Source organism: Inquilinus sp. NPDC058860 (assembly GCF_042743185.1).
Lineage (GTDB): Bacteria > Pseudomonadota > Alphaproteobacteria > DSM-16000 > Inquilinaceae > Inquilinus.
The window spans coordinates 35,923-54,266 of sequence record NZ_JBHYMS010000009.1 but is presented as its reverse complement, the minus strand read 5'-3'; the positions used below and the strand labels follow the sequence as shown (position 1 = coordinate 54,266).

Sequence of the window (18,344 nt, the reverse complement as noted above, 5' to 3'; positions counted from 1 at the left end):
GCCTCAGTCGGAGACGCCGGCCTTGCGCAGCCGGGTCGCGACCGCGCGGGACCGGCTGGTCTCCGCCCAGCCCAGGGCGGAGCGGCCGGTGAAGTCGCGCTGCTGGGGGTTGGCGCCGCCCGCCAGCAGCGCCTCCACCGCCGGCAGATTGCCGTCGCGGGCCGCGGCCATCAGCGGGGTGATGCCCTGGCGGTTGGCGCGGTTCGGGTTGGCCTTGCCGTCCAGGAGAGCCCGGACGACGCCGGCATCGCCGATGTCCGCCGCCCAGAACAGCGGCGTGTTGCCCAGTGAATCGGGCTGGTCCGGCTGGGCGGCGAAGCGCAGCAGCTCGCGCACCAGGCCCGCATGGCCGTCGCGGGCGGCGATCACCAGCGCGGTGCGGCCGTCGGCGTCGGTCGCATTCGGCGGCGCCCCGCTCAGCAGCAGGGTGCGGACCTGGTCGACATCGTTGGCGTCGACCGCACGGATCAGCTCCGGCGCCCGGCGCAGCACGTCGATCTCGGCCGCGGCCGGTCCGCTGAGGGTGAGAAGCAGCGCCGCGGCCGCCGCCGCAACGCAGGTGCCTCGTCTCATCTCGATCCTCCGGCTGGCCCGCCGGCCCGGCGGGCTCGGCCGCGAGCTTATACCGCGCCTCGCCGTCCGGGCCAGCCGGTTGGCCCCCCGGGTCAGCTGGACTATCCTCTGCCGATGCCGCCGCCACCGTCATCAGTGAGCCCCGCCATGACCGAGACTTCCCCCCTGCCCAGCCTGCCCCGCCTCGGGCAGGTGGCGCCGCCCTTCGAAGCCGAGACCACGCACGGGCGCCTGGCGCTCGAGGATTTTCGCGGCAGCTGGGTCGTGCTGTTCTCGCACCCGGCCGACTTCACCCCGGTCTGCACCACCGAGTTCGTCGCCTTCGCCCGGATCGCCCCGGCGCTGAAGGAGCGCGGGGTCGAGCTGCTGGGCCTGTCGATCGACAGCATCTATGCCCATCTCGCCTGGGCCAAGCGGATCGAGGAGCTGTTCGAGACCAGGATCCCGTTCCCGGTGATCGCCGACAGCGATCGCAAGGTGGCGACGCTCTACGGCATGATCATGCCGGAGCAGTCGGGCACCGAGACCAGCCGCTGCGTCTTCGTCATCGACCCCGCCGGGGTGGTGCGGGCGATGATCTACTACCCGCTGACGACCGGCCGGAACATCGACGAGATCCTGCGGCTGATCGATGCGCTGCAGACCACCGACAAGCACAAGGTCGCGACCCCGGCCGACTGGCGTCCCGGCGACAAGGTGATCGTGCCGGCGCCGCGCACGATCGAGGACGCCGAGGCCCGGGCCAAGGGCGGTTACGACTACACCGACTGGTGGTACTGCAAGACCGAGGTGAAGGGCTGATCCGGGCCCCGCGCAGACCATGGCCTGCATCAACCCCGACGGCACGCTGACCGAGGTGGCGAAGCGCAGCCTCACCCTGCTCGCCGTCCCGCACACCGCGGCGCGGCTGGCCGAGGCTGCCGGCCTGCCGCTCTGGCGGGTACGCGCCACCCTGCGCGAGACCGGCCGCGCGAAGCTGATCACGTGCCTCGACCCCGACGCTCCCGACCCCTCCTGGCAGCTGACCGAACTCGGCGTCGAGGCTTTGGAACTGAGTCAGGACTGATCCTGCTTTACTGATGCATCACAATGGGATAAGGGTCTGACTTGAAGCACCATATGAGCCCGGCCGGCAGGGCGGAGCATTTCGGATTCTGTCGGCGGGGCTTCTGCGCTAGAGTGCGGGCGATGGATCTGCGGGGGTACCGATGAGGATGATGAAGGGTTTTGCCGCGGCCGCGTTGGCCGCCATGGCGCTGGCGGCCTGCCAGGAGGCGCCGCCGAAGCCGCAGACGGGGGGGCTGTTCCCCGACGTCGGCAACTACCAGCCGGTGAACCTGCCGGCGAAGGCGCAGTTGACGCCGACCGAGGTGCGTTACGACCTGCTGGTCAAGCTGCAGACCGAGATGATGGTGACCGGGCTGAGCTGCAAGGAAGAGTTCAGGGATCCGATCATCTTCCGGACCTTCAGCCAGTGGGTGGTCAACAACGACGACCGCATCCTGGAGACCCAGGACAAGCTCGGTCGGCTGCTGGCCAAGTACAACAAGGGCAACGGTCAGCGCCTGTTCGACACCTATCGCACCAAGATGGCGAACGACGAGTCCCAGCGCATGCAGCGGATGACTCAGACCGCCTATTGCCTGGCGCGTCAGGACCAGTTCGCCGAGGTGGTGAAGTACAATCCGCAGCAGCTCGACGAGTATCTGAACAAGACCTACGAGATGCTGCACACCCGCTACAACGAGGTCGGGGCGAAGACCCAGACCGCGGCGGCGCCGACCGACAAGGCGGCGGCTCCGGCCGTCAAGCCGAAGAAGCCGTAAGCACCAGTTTTCTCTTTTGCCGATCCATCCGGAAAGGGCCGCGCGAGCGGCCCTTTTTCGTTTCGGGCCCGCGCCGGCCCGACATTCTTCCCATCGCGGCTTGCCGAAACATTCTGTCGCTGGTATCAAGAACCTCCCGTCCGTCGCGGCGGGTTGAACGGCGTCCACCAACGGCAGAGGGGAGTTGCAGTGACATCGCCACGCATCGTCAGCTCCCCGGACCTCCGTCATTAGGTAGGTCCGCCTCCGCGCTCCCGGCCGGTCTGGCCCCGGGGGCCGCCGGACCCTCGCCGAGGACGCCCAAGGGCCTGCACCGCCCAAGCGTCCCATCCCGAAACTCTCAGATCGCCGTCGGCGCCGGGCCCTGCCCTCGCCGACTCGCCTGAACCGTTCAGCCGGGAGGATGCCGCTTCGGCGGTGTCGGAACGACCGTGGCGCCAGACCAGACCACCAAAGACCAGACCACCAACCAGAACCCTCTGCTGCGCGTACTGCGCTTCAGCTACGGCCATTGGCGCCGCCATCCGCTGCAGATCGCGGTCGGAATCGGCGGCGTGCTGGCCTCGACCGGCATCGACGTCGTGCTGCCGGTGTTCGCCGGCCACATGGTCGATGCCATCGCCTCCGGCCCCGGCGGCTATGACGCGGCGCTGCAGGCGCTGCTGACCATCGTCGCGCTCGGCATCGTCTATGTGGCGCTGCGCGACACGGTGTTCCGCGCCATCATCCGGCTGACCACCCGGATCATGCAGGCGATGACCCAGGAGGCGTTCTGGCGCGTCCAGCGCTTCTCCACCGACTGGCACGCCAATGCCTTCGCCGGCGCCACGGTCCGCAAGATCAACCGCGGCACCTGGGCGATGGACCTGCTGAACGACGTGATCCTGGTCGAGCTGCTGCCCTCGATCCTGGTCCTGCTCGGCGCCACCGCGCTGTTGGCGGCGCGCTGGCCGCTGATGGGCGCGGCGGTGGCATGCGGCGTCGCCCTGTTCCTGCTGGTCAGCCTGGTGCTGGTGCTGCGCTACGTCGCCCCGGCGGCGCGGCTGGCCAACGAGATGGACTCGAAGCTGGGCGGCAACCTCGCGGATTCGATCGGCTGCAACGCGGTGGTGAAGACCTTCGGCGCCGAGCGCCGCGAGGACAGCTTCATCGCCCGCACGGTCGAGATCTGGCGCCAGCGCACCATCCGCACCTGGCATCGCGGCACCAATTCCGGCACCACCCAGAACCTCCTGATGGTGGGGCTGAACGGCATGGTGCTGGGCATCGGCCTGTGGCTGTGGGGCCGCGGCATGGCGACGCCGGGCGACATCACCTACATCCTCGGCACCTACGCCCTGATCCACGGCTATCTGCGCGGCGTCGGCATGCATGTCCGCAATCTGCAGCGTGCGGTCAACGACATGGAGGAGCTGGTCGACTTCATGGACCAGCCGCTCGGGGTCGAGGACCGGCCGGCGGCGCCGGCCATCAAGGTCGAGGCCGGCCGGATCGACTTCGACGCCGTCACCTTCCGCTACCAGGGGCAGAGGGAGCCGATCTATGACGGCTTCACCCTGACCATCGCCCCGGGCGAGAGGATCGGCCTGGTCGGCCATTCCGGCAGCGGCAAGAGCACCTTCGTCAAGCTGGTGCAGCGCCTGTACGACCTGAACGGCGGCGCCATCCGCATCGACGGCCAGGACATCGCCGGGGTGACGCAGGAGAGCCTGCGCCGGCAGATCGCCCTGGTGCCGCAGGAGCCGGTGCTGTTCCACCGCACGCTGGCGGAGAACATCGCCTATGGCCGGCCCGACGCGACCATGGAGCAGATCGTCGACGCGGCGAAGCAGGCCTATGCCCACGACTTCATCTCGCGCCTGCCGCAGGGCTACGACACGCTGGTCGGTGAGCGCGGGGTGAAGCTGTCGGGCGGCGAGCGTCAGCGCGTGGCCCTGGCTCGCGCCATCCTGGCCGATGCCCCCGTCCTGATCCTGGACGAGGCGACGTCCAGCCTGGACAGCGTGTCGGAATCGCTGATCCAGGCGGCGGTGGAGAAGCTGATCGTCGGCCGCACCACGATCATCGTCGCGCACCGGCTGTCGACCGTGCAGAAGGTCGACCGCATCCTGGTGTTCGAGCGTGGGTGCGTGGTCGAGCAGGGCACCCATGCCGAGCTGGTGAAGCGCGAGGGCGGCCATTATCGCGAGCTGTTCGAGCACCAGGCGATGGGGCTGATCGACGGTGAGGAGGAGGCGGCGTGAGCCGCCTCTAACCGCCTCCGTCCGACCGCGGCAGCCGGGCGGCGAACTCCGCCGCCAGCCAGTCGATGAAGACGCGGACGCGGGGTGAGAGCTGCCGGCTGTGGGGGTACAGCACATAGACCGGCGAGGGGGAGGGCGGCGTGTCCGGCAGCACCTCGACCAAGGTGCCGGCAGCCAGATCCTCGGCCATCCGGTAGCGCGGCAGCTGGATCAGCCCCAGTCCCTGCCGGCCCGAGGCGTAGTAGATCTCGGCCCCTGTCGCCGACACCGTCATCGGCAGCATCACCTGCCGCAGGGCGCCGTCGACCATGAACTCCAGCGGCAGCAGCCCGCCGGTGGCCGAGGACAGGAAGCCGACCATGCGGTGGCCGTCCAGATCGTCCGGCGTCCGCGGCGTACCGAACCGGCCCAGATAGGCCGGGCTGGCGAAGGTACCCTCCGCCAGCACCGCGATCCGCCGTCCGATCAACGAGCTGTCGGTTGGCTGGCCCACGCGCAGCACGCAATCGACCCCCTCGCGGACCAGGTCGACGAAGCGGTCGCCCTCGCCGAACTGCAGCTGGATATCGGGATATTGCTCCAGGAACCGCGGCAGGCCGGGCATCATGAAGGACCGGGCCAGGATGCCGTGCACGTTCACCCGCAGCAGCCCCTTGGGCTTGGCGCCGGTGAAGGCGGCCTCGGCCTCCTCGATATCGGCCAGGATCGACAGGCAGCGCCGGTAATAGGCCTCGCCGTCCAGGGTCGGGCGGACCTGCCGGGTGGTCCGCTCCAACAGCCGCACGCCGAGCCGCGCCTCCAGCTGCTTGACCCCCTCGGTGGCGGTGGAGCGCGGCAGCCCGGCATCCTGGGCAGCAAGCGAGAAGCTGCGCCGCTCGACCACCCGCAGGAACAGCCGCATCGCATCCAGCCGGTCCATGGCCATTGTTCCCGATTTCCGAATGATGATGGCAGATCAGACCAGATTATCCGGAAAGCGATAAGGCCCATCTTCCTCTCGTCGACACGGAGTCGAGCAGGAGGAAGAGATGAGCGACGTCAGCAGCAAGGTCGTGCCCAACAAGGTCGCAATCGTCACCGGCGCCTCGCGCGGCATCGGCGCCGCGATCGCCGGGCGGCTCGCCCGCGACGGTTTCACCGTCGTCGTCAACTATGCCGGCAACGCGGAGACCGCAGAGACTCTGGCCCGCGGCATCGAGCAGGCAGGCGGCCGGGCCCTGACCGCCCGGGCCGACGTCGCCGATCCCGCCGCGGTGCGCCGGATGTTCGAGGCGGCCGAGACCGCCTTCGGCGGCATCGACGTGGTGGTGAACAACGCCGGCATCATGCAGCTGGCGCGGATCGCCGATGCCGACGACGCGCTGTTCGACCGGCAGGTCGCGGTCAACCTGAAGGGCACCTTCAACGTGCTGCGCGAGGCCGCGAAGCGGCTGCACGACGGCGGCCGGATCGTCAACTTCTCGACCAGCGTCGTCGGCACCAAGCTGGAGAGCTACGGCGTCTATACGGCGACCAAGGCCGCGGTCGAGGCCCTCACCGGGATTCTGGCGAAGGAGCTGCGCGGCCGCTCCATCACCGTCAACGCCGTGGCCCCGGGCCCGACCGGCACCGACCTGTTCTTCCACGGCAAGTCGCCGGAGCTGGTCGAGCGCCTCGCCAAGGCCGCGCCGCTGGAGCGGCTGGGCACGCCGGAGGACATCGCCGGGGTCGTGGCCTTCCTGGCTGGCCCGGATGGCGGCTGGGTCAACGGCCAGGTGCTGCGCGCCAATGGCGGCCTGGTCTGACGTCGGCAAGATCGGCCTGGACGGGACCGGCGGCGGCGGTATCGTGCGCAAGCACGAAGGCCGCGGCCCGATCCGGGCTGATCTGACGGAGGAAACCATGCCCGAGATCCGCGTCATCGCCAACGGGCTGCAGTTCCCGGAAGGGCCGGTGGCGGAGGCCGACGGCTCCGTCCTGCTGGTCGAGATTCAGCGCGAGACGGTCAGCCGGGTCCGGCCGGACGGCACGGTCGAGGTCGTGGCGCAACTCGGCGGCGGGCCGAACGGGTTGGCCGTCGGCCCGGACGGCGCGCTCTATGTCTGCAACAACGGCGGCTTCCTGTTCCATCTCGACGGCGGCTACAACCGGATGCGCCGCGGCGTACATCCGCAGTACACCAGCGGCCGGATCGAGCGCCTGGACCTCGCCACCGGCGAGATCCGCACCCTCTACGACCGCTGCGGCGACCATCCGCTGCGCGGCCCGAACGACATCGTCTTCGACCGCTCCGGCGGCTTCTACTTCACCGATTTCGGCAAGCATCGCGAGCGCGAGCGGGACTATGGCGGGCTGTACTACGCCCGTGCCGACGGCTCGCGGATCGTCGAGGTCGCCTATCCGATGGAGACGCCGAACGGCGTCGGCCTGTCGCCGGACGAGTCGGTCGTCTATGTCTCGGAGACCGAGACCGGCCGCCTCTGGGCCTTCGACCTGGAGGAGCCGGGGCGGGCACGGAAGCAGCCGTTCCCGTCGCCGCATGGCGGCCGGCTGGTCTGCGGCCTGCCCGGATACCAGCGCTTCGACAGCCTGGCGGTCGATGCCCGGGGCAACATCTGCGTCGCCACGCTGATCACCGGCTGCATCACCGTGATCGCGCCGGACGGCGCGGTGCTGGACCAGGTCATGCTGCCGGACGATCCGATCGTGACCAATATCTGCTTCGGCGGGGCCGATCTGAAAGCCGCTTACATCACCCTGTCCGGCACGGGACGGCTCGTGGCCATGGACTGGCCGGAACCCGGATGCCCGCTGGCTTACCGTCGGTGAGGTGATGCCCCATGGTCACCGGCATCAATCACGTCACCCTCGCCGTCAGCGACGTCGAGAGGTCGTTCCGGTTCTACGTCGACGTGCTGGGGCTGAAGCCCTTGGCGAAATGGAGCCGCGGCGCCTATCTGCTGGCCGGGGATCTCTGGTTCTGCCTCAGCGCCGATGAGACGGCGCGCTCGTCGCCCCATCCCGACTACACCCACATCGCCTTCAGCGTGGCCGATTTCGGCGCTTGCGCCAGACGGCTGGCGGACCACGGCGCCCCGATCTGGCGCCTCAACCGGAGCGAGGGGGCATCGATCTATTTCCTCGATCCGGACGGCCACAAGCTCGAGATCCATGACGGCGACTGGCGGACGCGCCTGCGGTCGATGCGGGACGACCCGTGGGAGGCCGGGATCGAGTTCTTTCCGGACGATTAGGTTCGCGCCGCAACGCTACCGTGCCTCGGCCAGCGCCTCCGCCCCGAGCGGCCGGAACAACGCCGGGCGGCCGTAGAAGCGGGTGGCGAGGGTGGAGATCTGCCCCGCATCCCCGGTGGTGAAGAACAGCGGCGGCGACACGTCGGTCCCGCCGGCGGTGTCGAACTCCGGGTGGCGCTCCAGATACGCCTCCAGGCTGCGGGCGGTGATGTCCGGCTGGGACAGCACCTCCACCCCCGACGGCAGCGCCTCGGCGAACAGATCGGCGACCAGCGGGTAGTGGGTGCAGCCCAGGATCACCGCATCCGGCGGCACGCCCTTGAGCTGCCGCATCAGCAGCGCCGCATAGCGCCGCACGGCGCGGCGCAGCACCGTCTCCGGCGCCGCCTGCTCGATCAGCGTGACCAGCACCGGGCAGGCCTGCTGCACCACCGTGATCTCCGGCGCCCGCTTGCCGATCTCCTCGACGAAGGCGCCGGTCCTGACCGTGTGCCGGGTGGCGAAGATGGCGACGGTGCGCGGCTCGCCGCGGTGCCGGCCGGTGCGGATGTCGGCCATCCACGGCACGCCGGTGATCGCCTCCACCATCGGCACCAGCACGCCGATCACCCGGCGGTCCGGGTGATGATGGGGCAGCCAGCTCTGCTGCAGGCGGCGCAGCCCGGTGGCCGCGGCCGTGTTGCAGGCCAGGACCACCAGCCGGCAGCCCAGGCCGAACAGCCGTTCCACCGCCGCCACGGTCAGGCGGTAGATCTCCTCCGGCTCGCGGTTGCCATAGGGGGCGTGGCCGTGGTCGCCGAGATAGAGGAAGCGCTGCTGCGGCAGGTGCCGGGTCAGCGCCTGCAGCACCGTCAGCCCGCCATGTCCCGAATCGAAGACCCCGATCATCCGCATCCCCGTGACGCAGCCTTCGCGGTAGCGGATCTTGGGGGCATTCTCAAGGCGCAGATCATTCAACCGGATGGTTGATGATTCCGATGGGGATCTCTATCGTAAACCATACGGTTTAGAATGAAGCGGCGCTCGCCGGAGCAGGAGTGAGGGCCATGGTCGAGACGGTGACCCAGAGCCGCGTCATCAACGCCACGCCGCTTCAGGCCTATGAGGCCTGGACCGACCCGGCGAAGCTGCGGCGCTGGCTGGCGCCGCCGCCCTTCACCTGCGCCCTGGCCGAGACCGACCCGCGGGTCGGCGGCCGTTGGCGCATCGACGTCATCGGCGGCAGCGGCGAGCGCCACAGCACCACCGGCGTCTATCGCGAGCTCGTGCCCGGCCGGCGGATCGTCAAGAGCTGGGTCTATGACGGGCCTTTCGCGGCGTTCCGCGGCGCCGAGACTGAGGTGACGGTGGAGTTCCGCGAGGTCTCGCCCGGCCGCACCGAGGTCACGGTGCATCACAGCCGGACCCCGAGCCGGGAGTATGCCGACAGCGTGCGCGGCGGCTGGGCGGGCTGCCTGGACGAGCTGGAGAAGCTGTTCGCCTGACATCGGCCCTTCACGAGGCTGAGACGGCGCGTCGCGAAAGGACGGGCCATGGACGTCATCTGCATCAAACTCCGCCCTGACCGCGGACGAGGTCGCGGGGATCATCGCCGGGGCGCTGGCCGGATGGCGCGTGATTGACCGCGGCCCGGCCGGCCGATAGCCTGCCGCCATGATCCGTCGTTCTCGTCCCGCTTCGCGATACGGTGCCCCGCCCTTCTGAGGCGGCGGGGACGATCTTTCATGCCCACCCATGCCGCCGGTTCCGGCGGCATTTCCATGTGGGGTCTCCGGGGCCGCGCGGCGCCGCCAGGAGATCCGACATGCCCCTCATCCGCCCGGCCCGGCCGGACGAGCATCCCGCCCTCTGCGTCCTGTTCGCCGAGCTCGACCGTTTCCACCGCGAGGTCCGGCCCGATGTCTTCGTCGAGCCGGACGGGCCCGCGCGCAGTCCGGAGCTGGTCGCCGGGCTGATCGCGGGGCCCGGCAGCACCATCCTCGTCGCCGAGGACGGCGGCGCCCTGGCCGGCTTGGCCACGCTGGTCGAGCGGACGATCCCGGCCAACCCGGTCCGGCCGGAGCGGCGTATCGTCGAGATCGACAATCTGGTGGTGATGCCGGGCCATCGCCGCCGCGGCATCGCCGGCCTGCTGCTTCGCCATGCCGAGGCCTGGGCCCGCGATCGCGGCGTCGGCACCCTCGAGCTCGGCGTCTGGGAGTTCAACGCCGGGGCGGTCGCCTGCTACGAGGCGGCCGGCTTCACGCCGACTATCCGCCGTCTGGGCAAGGCCGTCGCGCCGCCTTAGCGGAGCCGCGCGGCCCGGCCGCGCCATTCCTCGCGGCTCTGGCCCCAGATCTCGACCTCGGCGTCGATCGGCGGCGGCAGCCGGCTGTGGTCGCGGAAGCGCGAGCCCAGCCGGCGAGCCACCGCCTTGGACGGCTCGTTCTCCGGCGCGATGCAGTGGATCACCTCGGTCCAGCCGAGATGGTCGAAAGCCCAGTCGATCGCCGCCGTGGCGCCCTCGGTGGCGTAGCCCTTGCCCCAGGCGGCGCGGCACAGGCCCCAGCCCACCTCGGTGCCGGGCCAGCCCTCCGGCTGCCAGGGCCCGAGCCGGCCGATCCAGCGCCCGGTCGCTTTCTCGATCACCGAGAAATTGGCGAAGCCCTGGATCGCCCACGCCCCGGCCATGGTGACGAGGAAGCGCCAGGCGAGCGGGCGGGAGGCAACGCCGCCGAGAAAGCGCATGGCCTCGGCATCGGAGACCCATTCGGCCCAGGCGTCGAGATCCTCCCGCCGCGGCGGGCGCAGGATCAGCCGGGCAGTCTCCAGCACCGGTTCTGGCATCGGGCGTCTCCTGAATCGAAGAGGTGCAGCAGGCCCGATGCCGTCCGGCCGGTCAAGCCAGCCCGCTCAGCGCCCGATCGCGGCGCCGGAATCGGGGGCGACGAAGCTGTGCAGCAGCAGGCGCACCAGCTCGGCCTGCCGATGCGTCTCGGTCTTCTCGAACACCTGCTTCAGATAATGGCGGGCGGTGCCGATGGAGATGCCCAGGGTCTCGGCCGCCTCGGCCGGGCCGAAGCCGTCGGCGATCAGCGCCGCCAGATGGGATTCGCGCCGGGTGAGGCCGTAGGCGGTGGCCAGGCCGGCAGTGTCGATGCGGCTACGGCGATCGGGGTCGGAGATCAGCACCGCCACCGCGCCCGGCTCGCCCGGAGCCGAGCGGCCGCTCGGGGCCGGCACCACGGTCAGGATCAGCGGCCCGCTGGGCGGTCGCCGCGACACCGGGATGCGCAGCATCGCGGCGGCGGCGCGGTTCAGCGCGGCATCGGCCGTGTCCGGGCCGCCGGCCAGCAGCATCGCCGCGGCGATCGCCTGGTGCAGCGCCCTGGTCTGCGCCGGCAGGGCGGTGGCGATGCCGTAGGCATCGGCCAGCAGGCCGTCGCGTGCCGCGATCACCGCCTCGGCCCGCTCGTTGCGATAGGCCGGCCGGCCGTGCCGGTCCAAGAGGATCAGGCCCAGACCCAGCGCGTCGATCGCCGCCAGGGCGCCGGTCGTGCAGGGATCGACGCTGGCGAGGCGGCGGTGCAGCTTGCCGGCCTTGGCCAGGTGCGGCACCAGGGCCTGCAGCCGGTTCAGCTCCTCGGGGCCGAAATCGCGCTCGTGCAGCGGCCGGCAGACGCGGACCGCCGACCAGCTGGACGGGCCGCGCCACGGCACGGCCACCGCGGCCAGGCCGCCGCCGATCGGCCGGATCAGCTGCTGGTAGAAATCCGTCCGCTCATAGTCCGGGACCGGCACCAGGGAGGACTGGGTGCGGGCGGTGCCGGCCGGAAACCGCTGCATCTGCTCGGCCCAGAAGTCGCTGTGCAGGATCTTGTCGCAGCGGTCGCCGTGCTGCCGCACATCCATGCGGGAACAGGTGGCGAGCTGGACGCCGTCCGGCGTCGTGGTGGTGAACACGGCGTGCGAGCCGCCGACCAGATCGCGCACCGCGTCCAGGCAATGCGGCCATTCCTGCGGCTCCATCGCGGCGTCGTAGATCCGTTGGACGGTCCGGAGGATCACCTGCGCACCCGCGGTCATCGGGCCGACCTTTTCCCGGGTTTCGCATCGATGCCACGGCACGCCGGATCGAAACGAACCGCCGCCTGCGCGCCGCCCGCAAGTCGATCATGCCATGCCGGCATCCCGTGCTCCAAAATATCCTAGAACAGGAAAATACGCCGCCAATCGAACCCGTCCGGTTCCTGAAACAACGCCAAGTCCCGCGAGGTCGACGTCACGGCCTGCCGCGACGTTTTCCTCGACCGGGGATCATAAGTGTTTTGTCGGTGCCATTATAGGCACTTTTATTATGGCATCGGTGTGGAGGCGCGGCGGCGAAGGCAGGGCGGCGGACACGGCAAAGGCGGCCGCGGATGCGACCACCTCTGCAGGATCCGGTTTCAGGGCTCAGCTCGCCCGGCGCAGGGTCACCGCCTTCTTCGGCTCCTCGTCGAACAGCTCGGCCAGCTTGTCGATCATGGTGCCGCCCAGCTGCTCGGCATCGACGATGGTGACGGCGCGGCGGTAGTAGCGGGTGACGTCATGGCCGATGCCGATCGCCACCAGCTCCACCGGCGACCAGCGCTCAATGTATTCGATCACCTGCTTCAGGTGCCGCTCGAGATAGTTGCCGGGGTTGACCGACAGGGTCGAGTCGTCGACCGGGGCGCCGTCGGAGATCACCATCAGGATGCGCCGCTGCTCCGCCCTTCCGACGATGCGGTTGTGGGCCCACAGCAGCGCCTCGCCGTCGATGTTCTCCTTCAGCACGCCCTCGCGCAGCATCAGGCCGAGATTCTTGCGGGCCCGGCGCCAGGGCGCGTCGGCGGCCTTGTAGATGATGTGGCGCAGGTCGTTCAGCCGGCCGGGATTCTGCGGCTTGCTCTGCTGGATCCAGCGCTCGCGCGCCATGCCGCCCTTCCAGGCGCGGGTGGTGAAGCCGAGGATCTCGACCTTCACGCCGCAGCGCTCCAGCGTCCGCGCCAGGATGTCGGCGGCGATCGCGGCGATGGTGATCGGCCGGCCGCGCATCGACCCGGAATTGTCGATCAGCAGGGTCACCACCGTGTCGCGGAAATCGGTGTCCTGCTCCATCTTGAAGGACAGCGGCGTCAGCGGGTTGATCACCACCCGGGCGAGGCGGGCGGCGTCGAGGATGCCCTCCTCCAGATCGAAGTCCCAGGACCGGGTCTGCTTGGCCATCAGCTTGCGCTGCAGGCGGTTGGCCAGCTTGGCGATGACGCCCTGCAGGTGCTGCAGCTGCTGGTCCAGCATCAGGCGCAGACGCGACAGCTCGTCGGCATCGCACAGGTCCTCGGCCGACACCATCTCGTCGAACTGGGTGGTGAAGGCCTTGTAGTTCAGCCCGTTCGGGTCGAGCGCGCCGGTCTGGTCGTCGCGCCAGGGCTGGCCCGGCGACTCGGTGTCCTCGGTCGAGAACTCGTCGGCGTCGTCCGACGCCTCCTCCTGCTCGGCACCCTCGGCGTCGGTCTCGTCGCCGCTCTCCGGGTCGCTGTCGCTGTCGTCGGCCTCGGCGCTGACCTGCTCGCCCTCGCGGCCCTGCTCCTCCGGCTCCTCGCCGTCGGCCTTGTCGTCGTCCTCGCCGTCCTCGTCCTCCTGCGTCTCGTCCTCCTGGCCGACATCGACGTCGAGCTCGGCCAAGAGGTGCTTGGCGCAGCGGGCGTAGGATTCCTGGTCGTCCATGGCGTCGGCCAGCTCGTGCAGCGACCGTCCGATCCGGCTCTCCAGCCAGGACCGCCACAGGTCGGCGGCGTGGCGGGCGTTCGGCGGCGGCTTCTCGCCGGTCATCGCCTCGCGCGCGGCCAGCCGCACCGCCTCGGCCAGCGGCACCTGCTCGCGCTCGGTGACGCGGTCCAGCCCCTGGCGCTTGAAGCGGTCGTCCAGCGCCGCCGCCAGGTTGCCGGCGACGCCGGCCATCTGGGTGGCGCCGATCGCCTCGCAGCGCGCCTGCTCCAGCGCCTCGAAGGCGGCGCGGGCGACGTCGCCTTGCGGCATGCGGGCGGCATGGACCTTGGCGCTGTGGTGGCGCAGGCGCAGCGCCACGGCATCGGCGGCGCCGCGCACCTTGGCGACCTCGGCCGAGGTCAGCAGGCGCGAAGGCTGCGGCAGCCGGGCGCGGGTGCCGGCGACGCCGGCCGGCTCGCTGGAATAGGCCACGGTGATGTCGGGCCGCTCGGCGATCGCCCGCACCGTCGCCGTGGTGGCGCGCTTGAACACCTCGATCGGGCTGTCGTCCTGGGGCATCCGCTCATCCGCCGTAGGTTGGGTTCGCCCACGGCGAACCCAACATGGCTCTTTCGTCTCGATGTTGGGTTCGCGGACGCGAACCCAACCTACTCACAAACCGACCAGCCTCACGCCAGATGGGCGCGGACGCCGCTTTCCGGCAGCTCGGTGCCGAAGCAGCGCTGGTAGTACTCGGCCACGGTCGAGCGCTCGACCTCGTCGCACTTGTTCAGGAAGGTCAGGCGGAAGGCGAAGCCGACATCGCCGAAGATGCGCGCATTCTCGGCCCAGGTGATCACCGTGCGCGGCGACATGACGGTGGAGATGTCGCCGCCGATGAAGCCGGCGCGGGTCAGGTCGGCCAGGCGGACCATGGCGTTGATCTTGGTCCGGCCCTCCTCCGTGTCGAAATCCGGCACCTTGGCCAGGACGATCTCGACCTCGGCGTCATGCGGCAGGTAGTTCAGCGTGGCCACGATCGACCAGCGGTCCATCTGGCCCTGGTTGATCTGCTGGGTGCCGTGATACAGGCCGGTGGTGTCGCCCAGGCCGACGGTGTTGGCGGTGGAGAAGATGCGGAAGGCCGGGTGCGGCTTGATCACCCGGTTCTGGTCCAGGAGGGTCAGCTTGCCCTCGACCTCCAGCACGCGCTGGATCACGAACATCACGTCCGGCCGGCCGGCGTCGTATTCGTCGAACACGATGGCGCAGGGGTTCTGCAGCGCCCAGGGCAGGATGCCCTCGCGGAACTCGGTCACCTGCTTGCCGTCGCGCAGCACGATGGCGTCCTTGCCGACCAGATCGATGCGGCTGATGTGGCTGTCCAGGTTGACGCGGACGCAGGGCCAGTTCAGGCGCGCCGCCACCTGCTCGATATGGGTCGACTTGCCGGTGCCGTGATAGCCCTGGATCATCACCCGCCGGTTGTGGGCGAAGCCGGCCAGGATGGCCATGGTGGTGTCGCGGTCGAAGCGGTAGGCGCTGTCGACGTCCGGCACATGCGGCGTGGCGGCGGAGAAGGCGGGCACCTGCAGGTCGCTGTCGATGCCGAAGGTCTGCCGCACGGACACCTTGATGTCGGGCAGCGTCGTGGAGGTGTCAGCGCTCATGATCCAGTCGAAGTCCAAATTCCAGAGTATGGTTCACGAGGCGAAGCCGGCCTTCAGCACGCTGTAGGCGTGGTTGATGGTCTTGAACTTCTCCTCGGCATCGCGGCTTCCGCCATTGGCGTCCGGGTGATGCAGTTTGACAAGGGCCTTGTAGCGGGCCTTCAGGGTTTTCAGGTCGAAGGGAGGAGCGAGCTCGAGCGTCTTCATCGCGCTCTCCTGCTCGGTCAGGGGGCGGCCCTGCTTCGCCTCCTCCTCCGCCTCGCGGCCGGCGTGGAACGGGTTGTCGCCCGCGCCCTCGGCGAAGCTCTGATAGATCCGGGCGCGCAGCCGCTGCTCGGCCCGCCAGGATCCCATCGGCCAGGTCGGCCGGTCCCACACCGTGTCGCGCCGGGCCTCGCGCTCGATCTGATCCGGGCTCATGCCCTGGTAATAGTTCCAACTGCGGTTGTACTCCCGCACATGCTCCAGGCAGAACCACCAGTAGTCGTTCAGATGCTGCCGCGATTTCGGCGCCCGGAACTCCCCGGCGCAGGCACAGCCCGGGCGGTCGCAGCGGCGCATCGCCGGCGCCGGCTCCTCGAATGCCCGGTACTCTCTGCGGTTCGCGGTGGCCATGGTGCGAGTATGGGGAGGGCTCATTCGCCTGACAAGCCGAGGCGGCGGAAATCTGCCCTGCCCTCGTGTCGCAGCATTCGCGCTTGCAGCATATGGGAATATAGGCTGACGGCCTCCCGCCGCGGCGCCGGCTCTGCTATCACCTTGGGCCCGGATGGAGGAGAGGACCGATGCAGATCGCCGACCGCATGCGCCGCAAGATCGAGGAGGCGCTGGCCCCGGCCCGGCTCGAGATCATCGACGACAGCCACCGGCATGCGGGGCATGCCGGCCACGACGGCCGCGGCGAAAGCCATTTCCGGGTGCTGATCGTCTCCGACGCCTTCGAGGGCCGCTCGCGGGTCGAACGGCAGCGCCTGGTCTACGACCTGCTGGCGGCCGAGCTGAAGGATCGGGTGCACGCCTTGTCGCTGACCACCCGGACTCCGGCGGAGGCACAGGAGAGTTGAGGGCGGACGTCAGATCGGGCTCAGCTTTTGCCGCCGGGTTCTGCCGTGAGACAACGAACTTCTGACCCAGCCCGCTGGACAGGGCCGCACTCCTACGCGGTGATTGACAGGCGATTCCCGGCCGCCTTCCATGGGCGCAACCCATCCGGCGATGGGAAGAGCGCCGGAGATTTCTCATAAAATTCAATGCATAGGGGGACCCGATGATGAGATCCCGCCTGCTGGCCGCCGGTACCGCCACGGCCGCCCTGCTGTGGGCCATCGCCGCCCCGGCCCAGACCGCTGCGCCGACCCCGGACGAGGCCCGCGCCTTCATCGAGACCGCCGAGGCCGACCTGGCCGCCACCAGCGAATACCTCAACAAGGCCTCCTGGGTGCGCGCCACCTTCATCACCGACGACACCCAGTGGCTCGAGGCCAAGGCCAATGGCGAGTGGACCGAGAAGACCAGCGCCTATGCCAAGCAGGCCTCGCGCTTCGACGGGGTGGCGCTCGACCCGGTGACCCGGCGCAAGCTCGATATCCTGAAGCGCAACCTGGTGCTGCCGGCGCCGGACCGGCCGGGCGCGGCCCGCGAGCTGGCGACGCTGAGCACCAAGCTCGACTCCACCTACTCCACCGGCCAGTTCCAGGTCCAAGGCAAGACCCTGAATCTGAGCGACGCCGAGGATATCCTGGCCGCCTCGCGCGACCCGGCCGAGACCAAAGCGGTGTGGGAGGGCTGGCATTCGATCTCGCCGGTGATGCGGCCGGACTATGCCAGGCTGGTGGCGCTGGCGAACGAGGGGTCGACGGCGCTGGGCTATGCCGACACCGGTGCGCTGTGGCGCTCCGGCTACGACATGCCGGCCGACGATTTCGCGGCCGAGACCGACCGGCTGTGGGGCCAGGTCGAGCCCTTCTACAAGAACCTGCACTGCTACGTCCGCGGCCGGCTGAACGCGAAGTACGGCGACGCGGTGCAGCCGAAGACCGGGCCGATCCGCGCCGACCTCTTGGGCAACATGTGGGCGCAGTCCTGGGGCAACATCTACGACCTGGTGGCGCCGCAGGACGAGACCGAGGGCTACAGCCTGGACAAGCTGCTGGTCGATGCCGGCTATGACGCGACCAGGATGGTGAAGACCGGCGAGGCCTTCTACACCTCGCTGGGCCTGGCGCCCTTGCCCGACACCTTCTGGAAGCGGTCGCAGATCGTGCGGCCGGAGGGGCGCGACGTGGTCTGCCACGCCTCCGCCTGGGACCTGGACGACCGCGACGACGTCCGCATCAAGATGTGCACCAAGGTGAATGGCGAGGATTTCTACACCGTCCACCACGAGCTCGGGCACAACTACTATCAGCGCGCCTACAAGGACCAGCCCTATATCTTCAAGAACGGGGCCAATGACGGGTTCCACGAGGCGATCGGCGACTTCGTCGGCCTGTCGGCGCTGACCCCGACCTACCTGAACCAGATCGGCCTCCTGGACAAGGTCCCGGGCCCCGAGGGCGACATCCCGTTCCTGCTGAAGATGGCGCTCGACAAGATCGCCTTCCTGCCCTTCGGCCTGCTGGTCGACCGCTGGCGCTGGGAGGTGTTCGCCGGCAAGGCGACGCCGGAGCAGTACAACGACGCCTGGTGGGCGCTGCGGCTGAAATACCAGGGGCTGGTGCCGCCCGGCCCGCGCCCGGCCGACGCCTTCGACCCCGGCGCCAAGTACCACATCCCCGGCAACACGCCGTACACCCGGTACTTCCTGGCGCATATCTACCAGTTCCAGTTCCATCGCGCCGCCTGCAAGCAGGCCGGCTGGACCGGGCCGCTGCACCGCTGCTCGGTCTACGGCAACAAGGATGTCGGCGAGCGCTTCAACGCGATGCTGGAGATGGGCCAGTCCAAGCCCTGGCCGGACGAGCTGGAGGCCTTCACCGGCGAGCGCCGCACCGACGCCAGCGCCGTGGCCGAATACTTCCAGCCGCTGAACGACTGGCTGACCGAGCAGAACAAGGGGCAAAGCTGCGGGTGGTGAGTCGTAGGTTG

Annotated in this window: 19 protein-coding genes; 11 read left to right on the top strand and 8 right to left on the bottom strand. The window is 69.6% G+C overall.

Annotated elements, in window-relative coordinates:
- Positions 1–3: 3 nt before the first annotated feature.
- Positions 4–573 carry an ankyrin repeat domain-containing protein gene (locus tag ACFW16_RS08370; protein ID WP_380303741.1) on the bottom strand — a complete coding sequence of 190 codons (570 nt, stop codon included), beginning with the start codon at positions 571–573 and terminating at the stop codon, positions 4–6.
- 147 nt (positions 574–720) lie between these two features.
- Between ACFW16_RS08370 and ACFW16_RS08365 the strand changes: the two genes are divergently transcribed.
- From ACFW16_RS08365 to ACFW16_RS08350, 4 genes are all read left to right on the top strand, one after another.
- The gene (locus ACFW16_RS08365; RefSeq protein WP_380303739.1) at positions 721–1,374 is read left to right on the top strand and encodes a peroxiredoxin; all 654 of its coding nucleotides are present in this window, start codon (positions 721–723) and stop codon (positions 1,372–1,374) included.
- 19 nt (positions 1,375–1,393) lie between these two features.
- Positions 1,394–1,639 carry a hypothetical protein gene (locus ACFW16_RS08360; RefSeq protein WP_380303738.1) on the top strand — a complete coding sequence of 82 codons (246 nt, stop codon included), beginning with the start codon at positions 1,394–1,396 and terminating at the stop codon, positions 1,637–1,639.
- 142 nt (positions 1,640–1,781) lie between these two features.
- Complete coding sequence (locus tag ACFW16_RS08355; protein WP_380303736.1) at positions 1,782–2,399, top strand: hypothetical protein; 618 nt, start codon at positions 1,782–1,784, stop codon at positions 2,397–2,399.
- A gap of 431 nt (positions 2,400–2,830) precedes the next feature.
- The gene (locus ACFW16_RS08350) at positions 2,831–4,642 is read left to right on the top strand and encodes an ABC transporter ATP-binding protein (protein ID WP_380303734.1); all 1,812 of its coding nucleotides are present in this window, start codon (positions 2,831–2,833) and stop codon (positions 4,640–4,642) included.
- Between the two features lie 7 nt (positions 4,643–4,649).
- On the opposite strand, the gene ACFW16_RS08345 is transcribed toward ACFW16_RS08350, so the two are convergent.
- Positions 4,650–5,561: a LysR family transcriptional regulator gene (locus ACFW16_RS08345; RefSeq protein ID WP_380303732.1), complete on the bottom strand. Its 912-nt coding sequence runs from the start codon at positions 5,559–5,561 to the stop codon at positions 4,650–4,652.
- A gap of 109 nt (positions 5,562–5,670) precedes the next feature.
- On the opposite strand from ACFW16_RS08345, the gene ACFW16_RS08340 reads away from it, so the two are divergent.
- The 3 genes from ACFW16_RS08340 (at position 5,671) to ACFW16_RS08330 (ending at position 7,875) form a co-directional block, all read left to right on the top strand.
- The gene (locus ACFW16_RS08340; protein WP_380303731.1) at positions 5,671–6,426 is read left to right on the top strand and encodes an SDR family oxidoreductase; all 756 of its coding nucleotides are present in this window, start codon (positions 5,671–5,673) and stop codon (positions 6,424–6,426) included.
- Between the two features lie 97 nt (positions 6,427–6,523).
- Positions 6,524–7,450, top strand: coding sequence for an SMP-30/gluconolactonase/LRE family protein (locus ACFW16_RS08335; RefSeq protein WP_380303729.1), 927 nt, complete (start codon positions 6,524–6,526; stop codon positions 7,448–7,450).
- Positions 7,451–7,461: 11 nt separating this feature from the next.
- Entirely contained in the window at positions 7,462–7,875 is a 414-nt protein-coding gene (locus tag ACFW16_RS08330) for a fosfomycin resistance glutathione transferase (protein ID WP_380303727.1), read from the top strand.
- Between the two features lie 15 nt (positions 7,876–7,890).
- Here ACFW16_RS08330 and ACFW16_RS08325 read toward each other — a convergent pair whose 3' ends face one another.
- Positions 7,891–8,763 carry a glutamate racemase gene (locus ACFW16_RS08325; RefSeq protein WP_380303726.1) on the bottom strand — a complete coding sequence of 291 codons (873 nt, stop codon included), beginning with the start codon at positions 8,761–8,763 and terminating at the stop codon, positions 7,891–7,893.
- 158 nt (positions 8,764–8,921) lie between these two features.
- Between ACFW16_RS08325 and ACFW16_RS08320 the strand changes: the two genes are divergently transcribed.
- Together ACFW16_RS08320 and ACFW16_RS08315 are read left to right on the top strand one after the other, a co-directional pair.
- A complete protein-coding gene (locus tag ACFW16_RS08320) occupies positions 8,922–9,359 on the top strand; it encodes an SRPBCC domain-containing protein (protein ID WP_380303724.1) in 438 nt (145 codons plus the stop codon).
- A 320-nt stretch (positions 9,360–9,679) separates the two neighbouring features.
- The gene (locus tag ACFW16_RS08315; protein WP_380303723.1) at positions 9,680–10,162 is read left to right on the top strand and encodes a GNAT family N-acetyltransferase; all 483 of its coding nucleotides are present in this window, start codon (positions 9,680–9,682) and stop codon (positions 10,160–10,162) included.
- Here the strand turns inward: ACFW16_RS08315 and ACFW16_RS08310 are convergent.
- From ACFW16_RS08310 to ACFW16_RS08290, 5 genes are all read right to left on the bottom strand, one after another.
- Positions 10,159–10,701: a GNAT family N-acetyltransferase gene (locus tag ACFW16_RS08310; RefSeq protein ID WP_380303721.1), complete on the bottom strand. Its 543-nt coding sequence runs from the start codon at positions 10,699–10,701 to the stop codon at positions 10,159–10,161. The two genes, ACFW16_RS08315 and ACFW16_RS08310, sit on opposite strands and share 4 nt — an antisense overlap.
- 66 nt (positions 10,702–10,767) lie before the next feature.
- A complete protein-coding gene (locus tag ACFW16_RS08305; protein ID WP_380303719.1) occupies positions 10,768–11,940 on the bottom strand; it encodes a helix-turn-helix transcriptional regulator in 1,173 nt (390 codons plus the stop codon).
- A 369-nt stretch (positions 11,941–12,309) separates the two neighbouring features.
- Positions 12,310–14,166 carry a cobaltochelatase subunit CobT gene (gene cobT, locus ACFW16_RS08300; RefSeq protein ID WP_380303717.1) on the bottom strand — a complete coding sequence of 619 codons (1,857 nt, stop codon included), beginning with the start codon at positions 14,164–14,166 and terminating at the stop codon, positions 12,310–12,312.
- A 110-nt stretch (positions 14,167–14,276) separates the two neighbouring features.
- Positions 14,277–15,257: a cobaltochelatase subunit CobS gene (gene cobS, locus ACFW16_RS08295; RefSeq protein ID WP_342235605.1), complete on the bottom strand. Its 981-nt coding sequence runs from the start codon at positions 15,255–15,257 to the stop codon at positions 14,277–14,279.
- Between the two features lie 33 nt (positions 15,258–15,290).
- Positions 15,291–15,872, bottom strand: a complete 582-nt coding sequence (locus ACFW16_RS08290; protein WP_380303715.1) for a J domain-containing protein — start codon at positions 15,870–15,872, stop codon at positions 15,291–15,293.
- A 170-nt stretch (positions 15,873–16,042) separates the two neighbouring features.
- Between ACFW16_RS08290 and ACFW16_RS08285 the strand changes: the two genes are divergently transcribed.
- Both ACFW16_RS08285 and ACFW16_RS08280 read left to right on the top strand, forming a co-directional pair.
- Positions 16,043–16,321 carry a BolA family protein gene (locus tag ACFW16_RS08285; RefSeq protein ID WP_380303713.1) on the top strand — a complete coding sequence of 93 codons (279 nt, stop codon included), beginning with the start codon at positions 16,043–16,045 and terminating at the stop codon, positions 16,319–16,321.
- A 203-nt stretch (positions 16,322–16,524) separates the two neighbouring features.
- Positions 16,525–18,333, top strand: coding sequence for a M2 family metallopeptidase (locus ACFW16_RS08280; protein ID WP_380303711.1), 1,809 nt, complete (start codon positions 16,525–16,527; stop codon positions 18,331–18,333).
- Positions 18,334–18,344 lie beyond the last annotated feature (11 nt).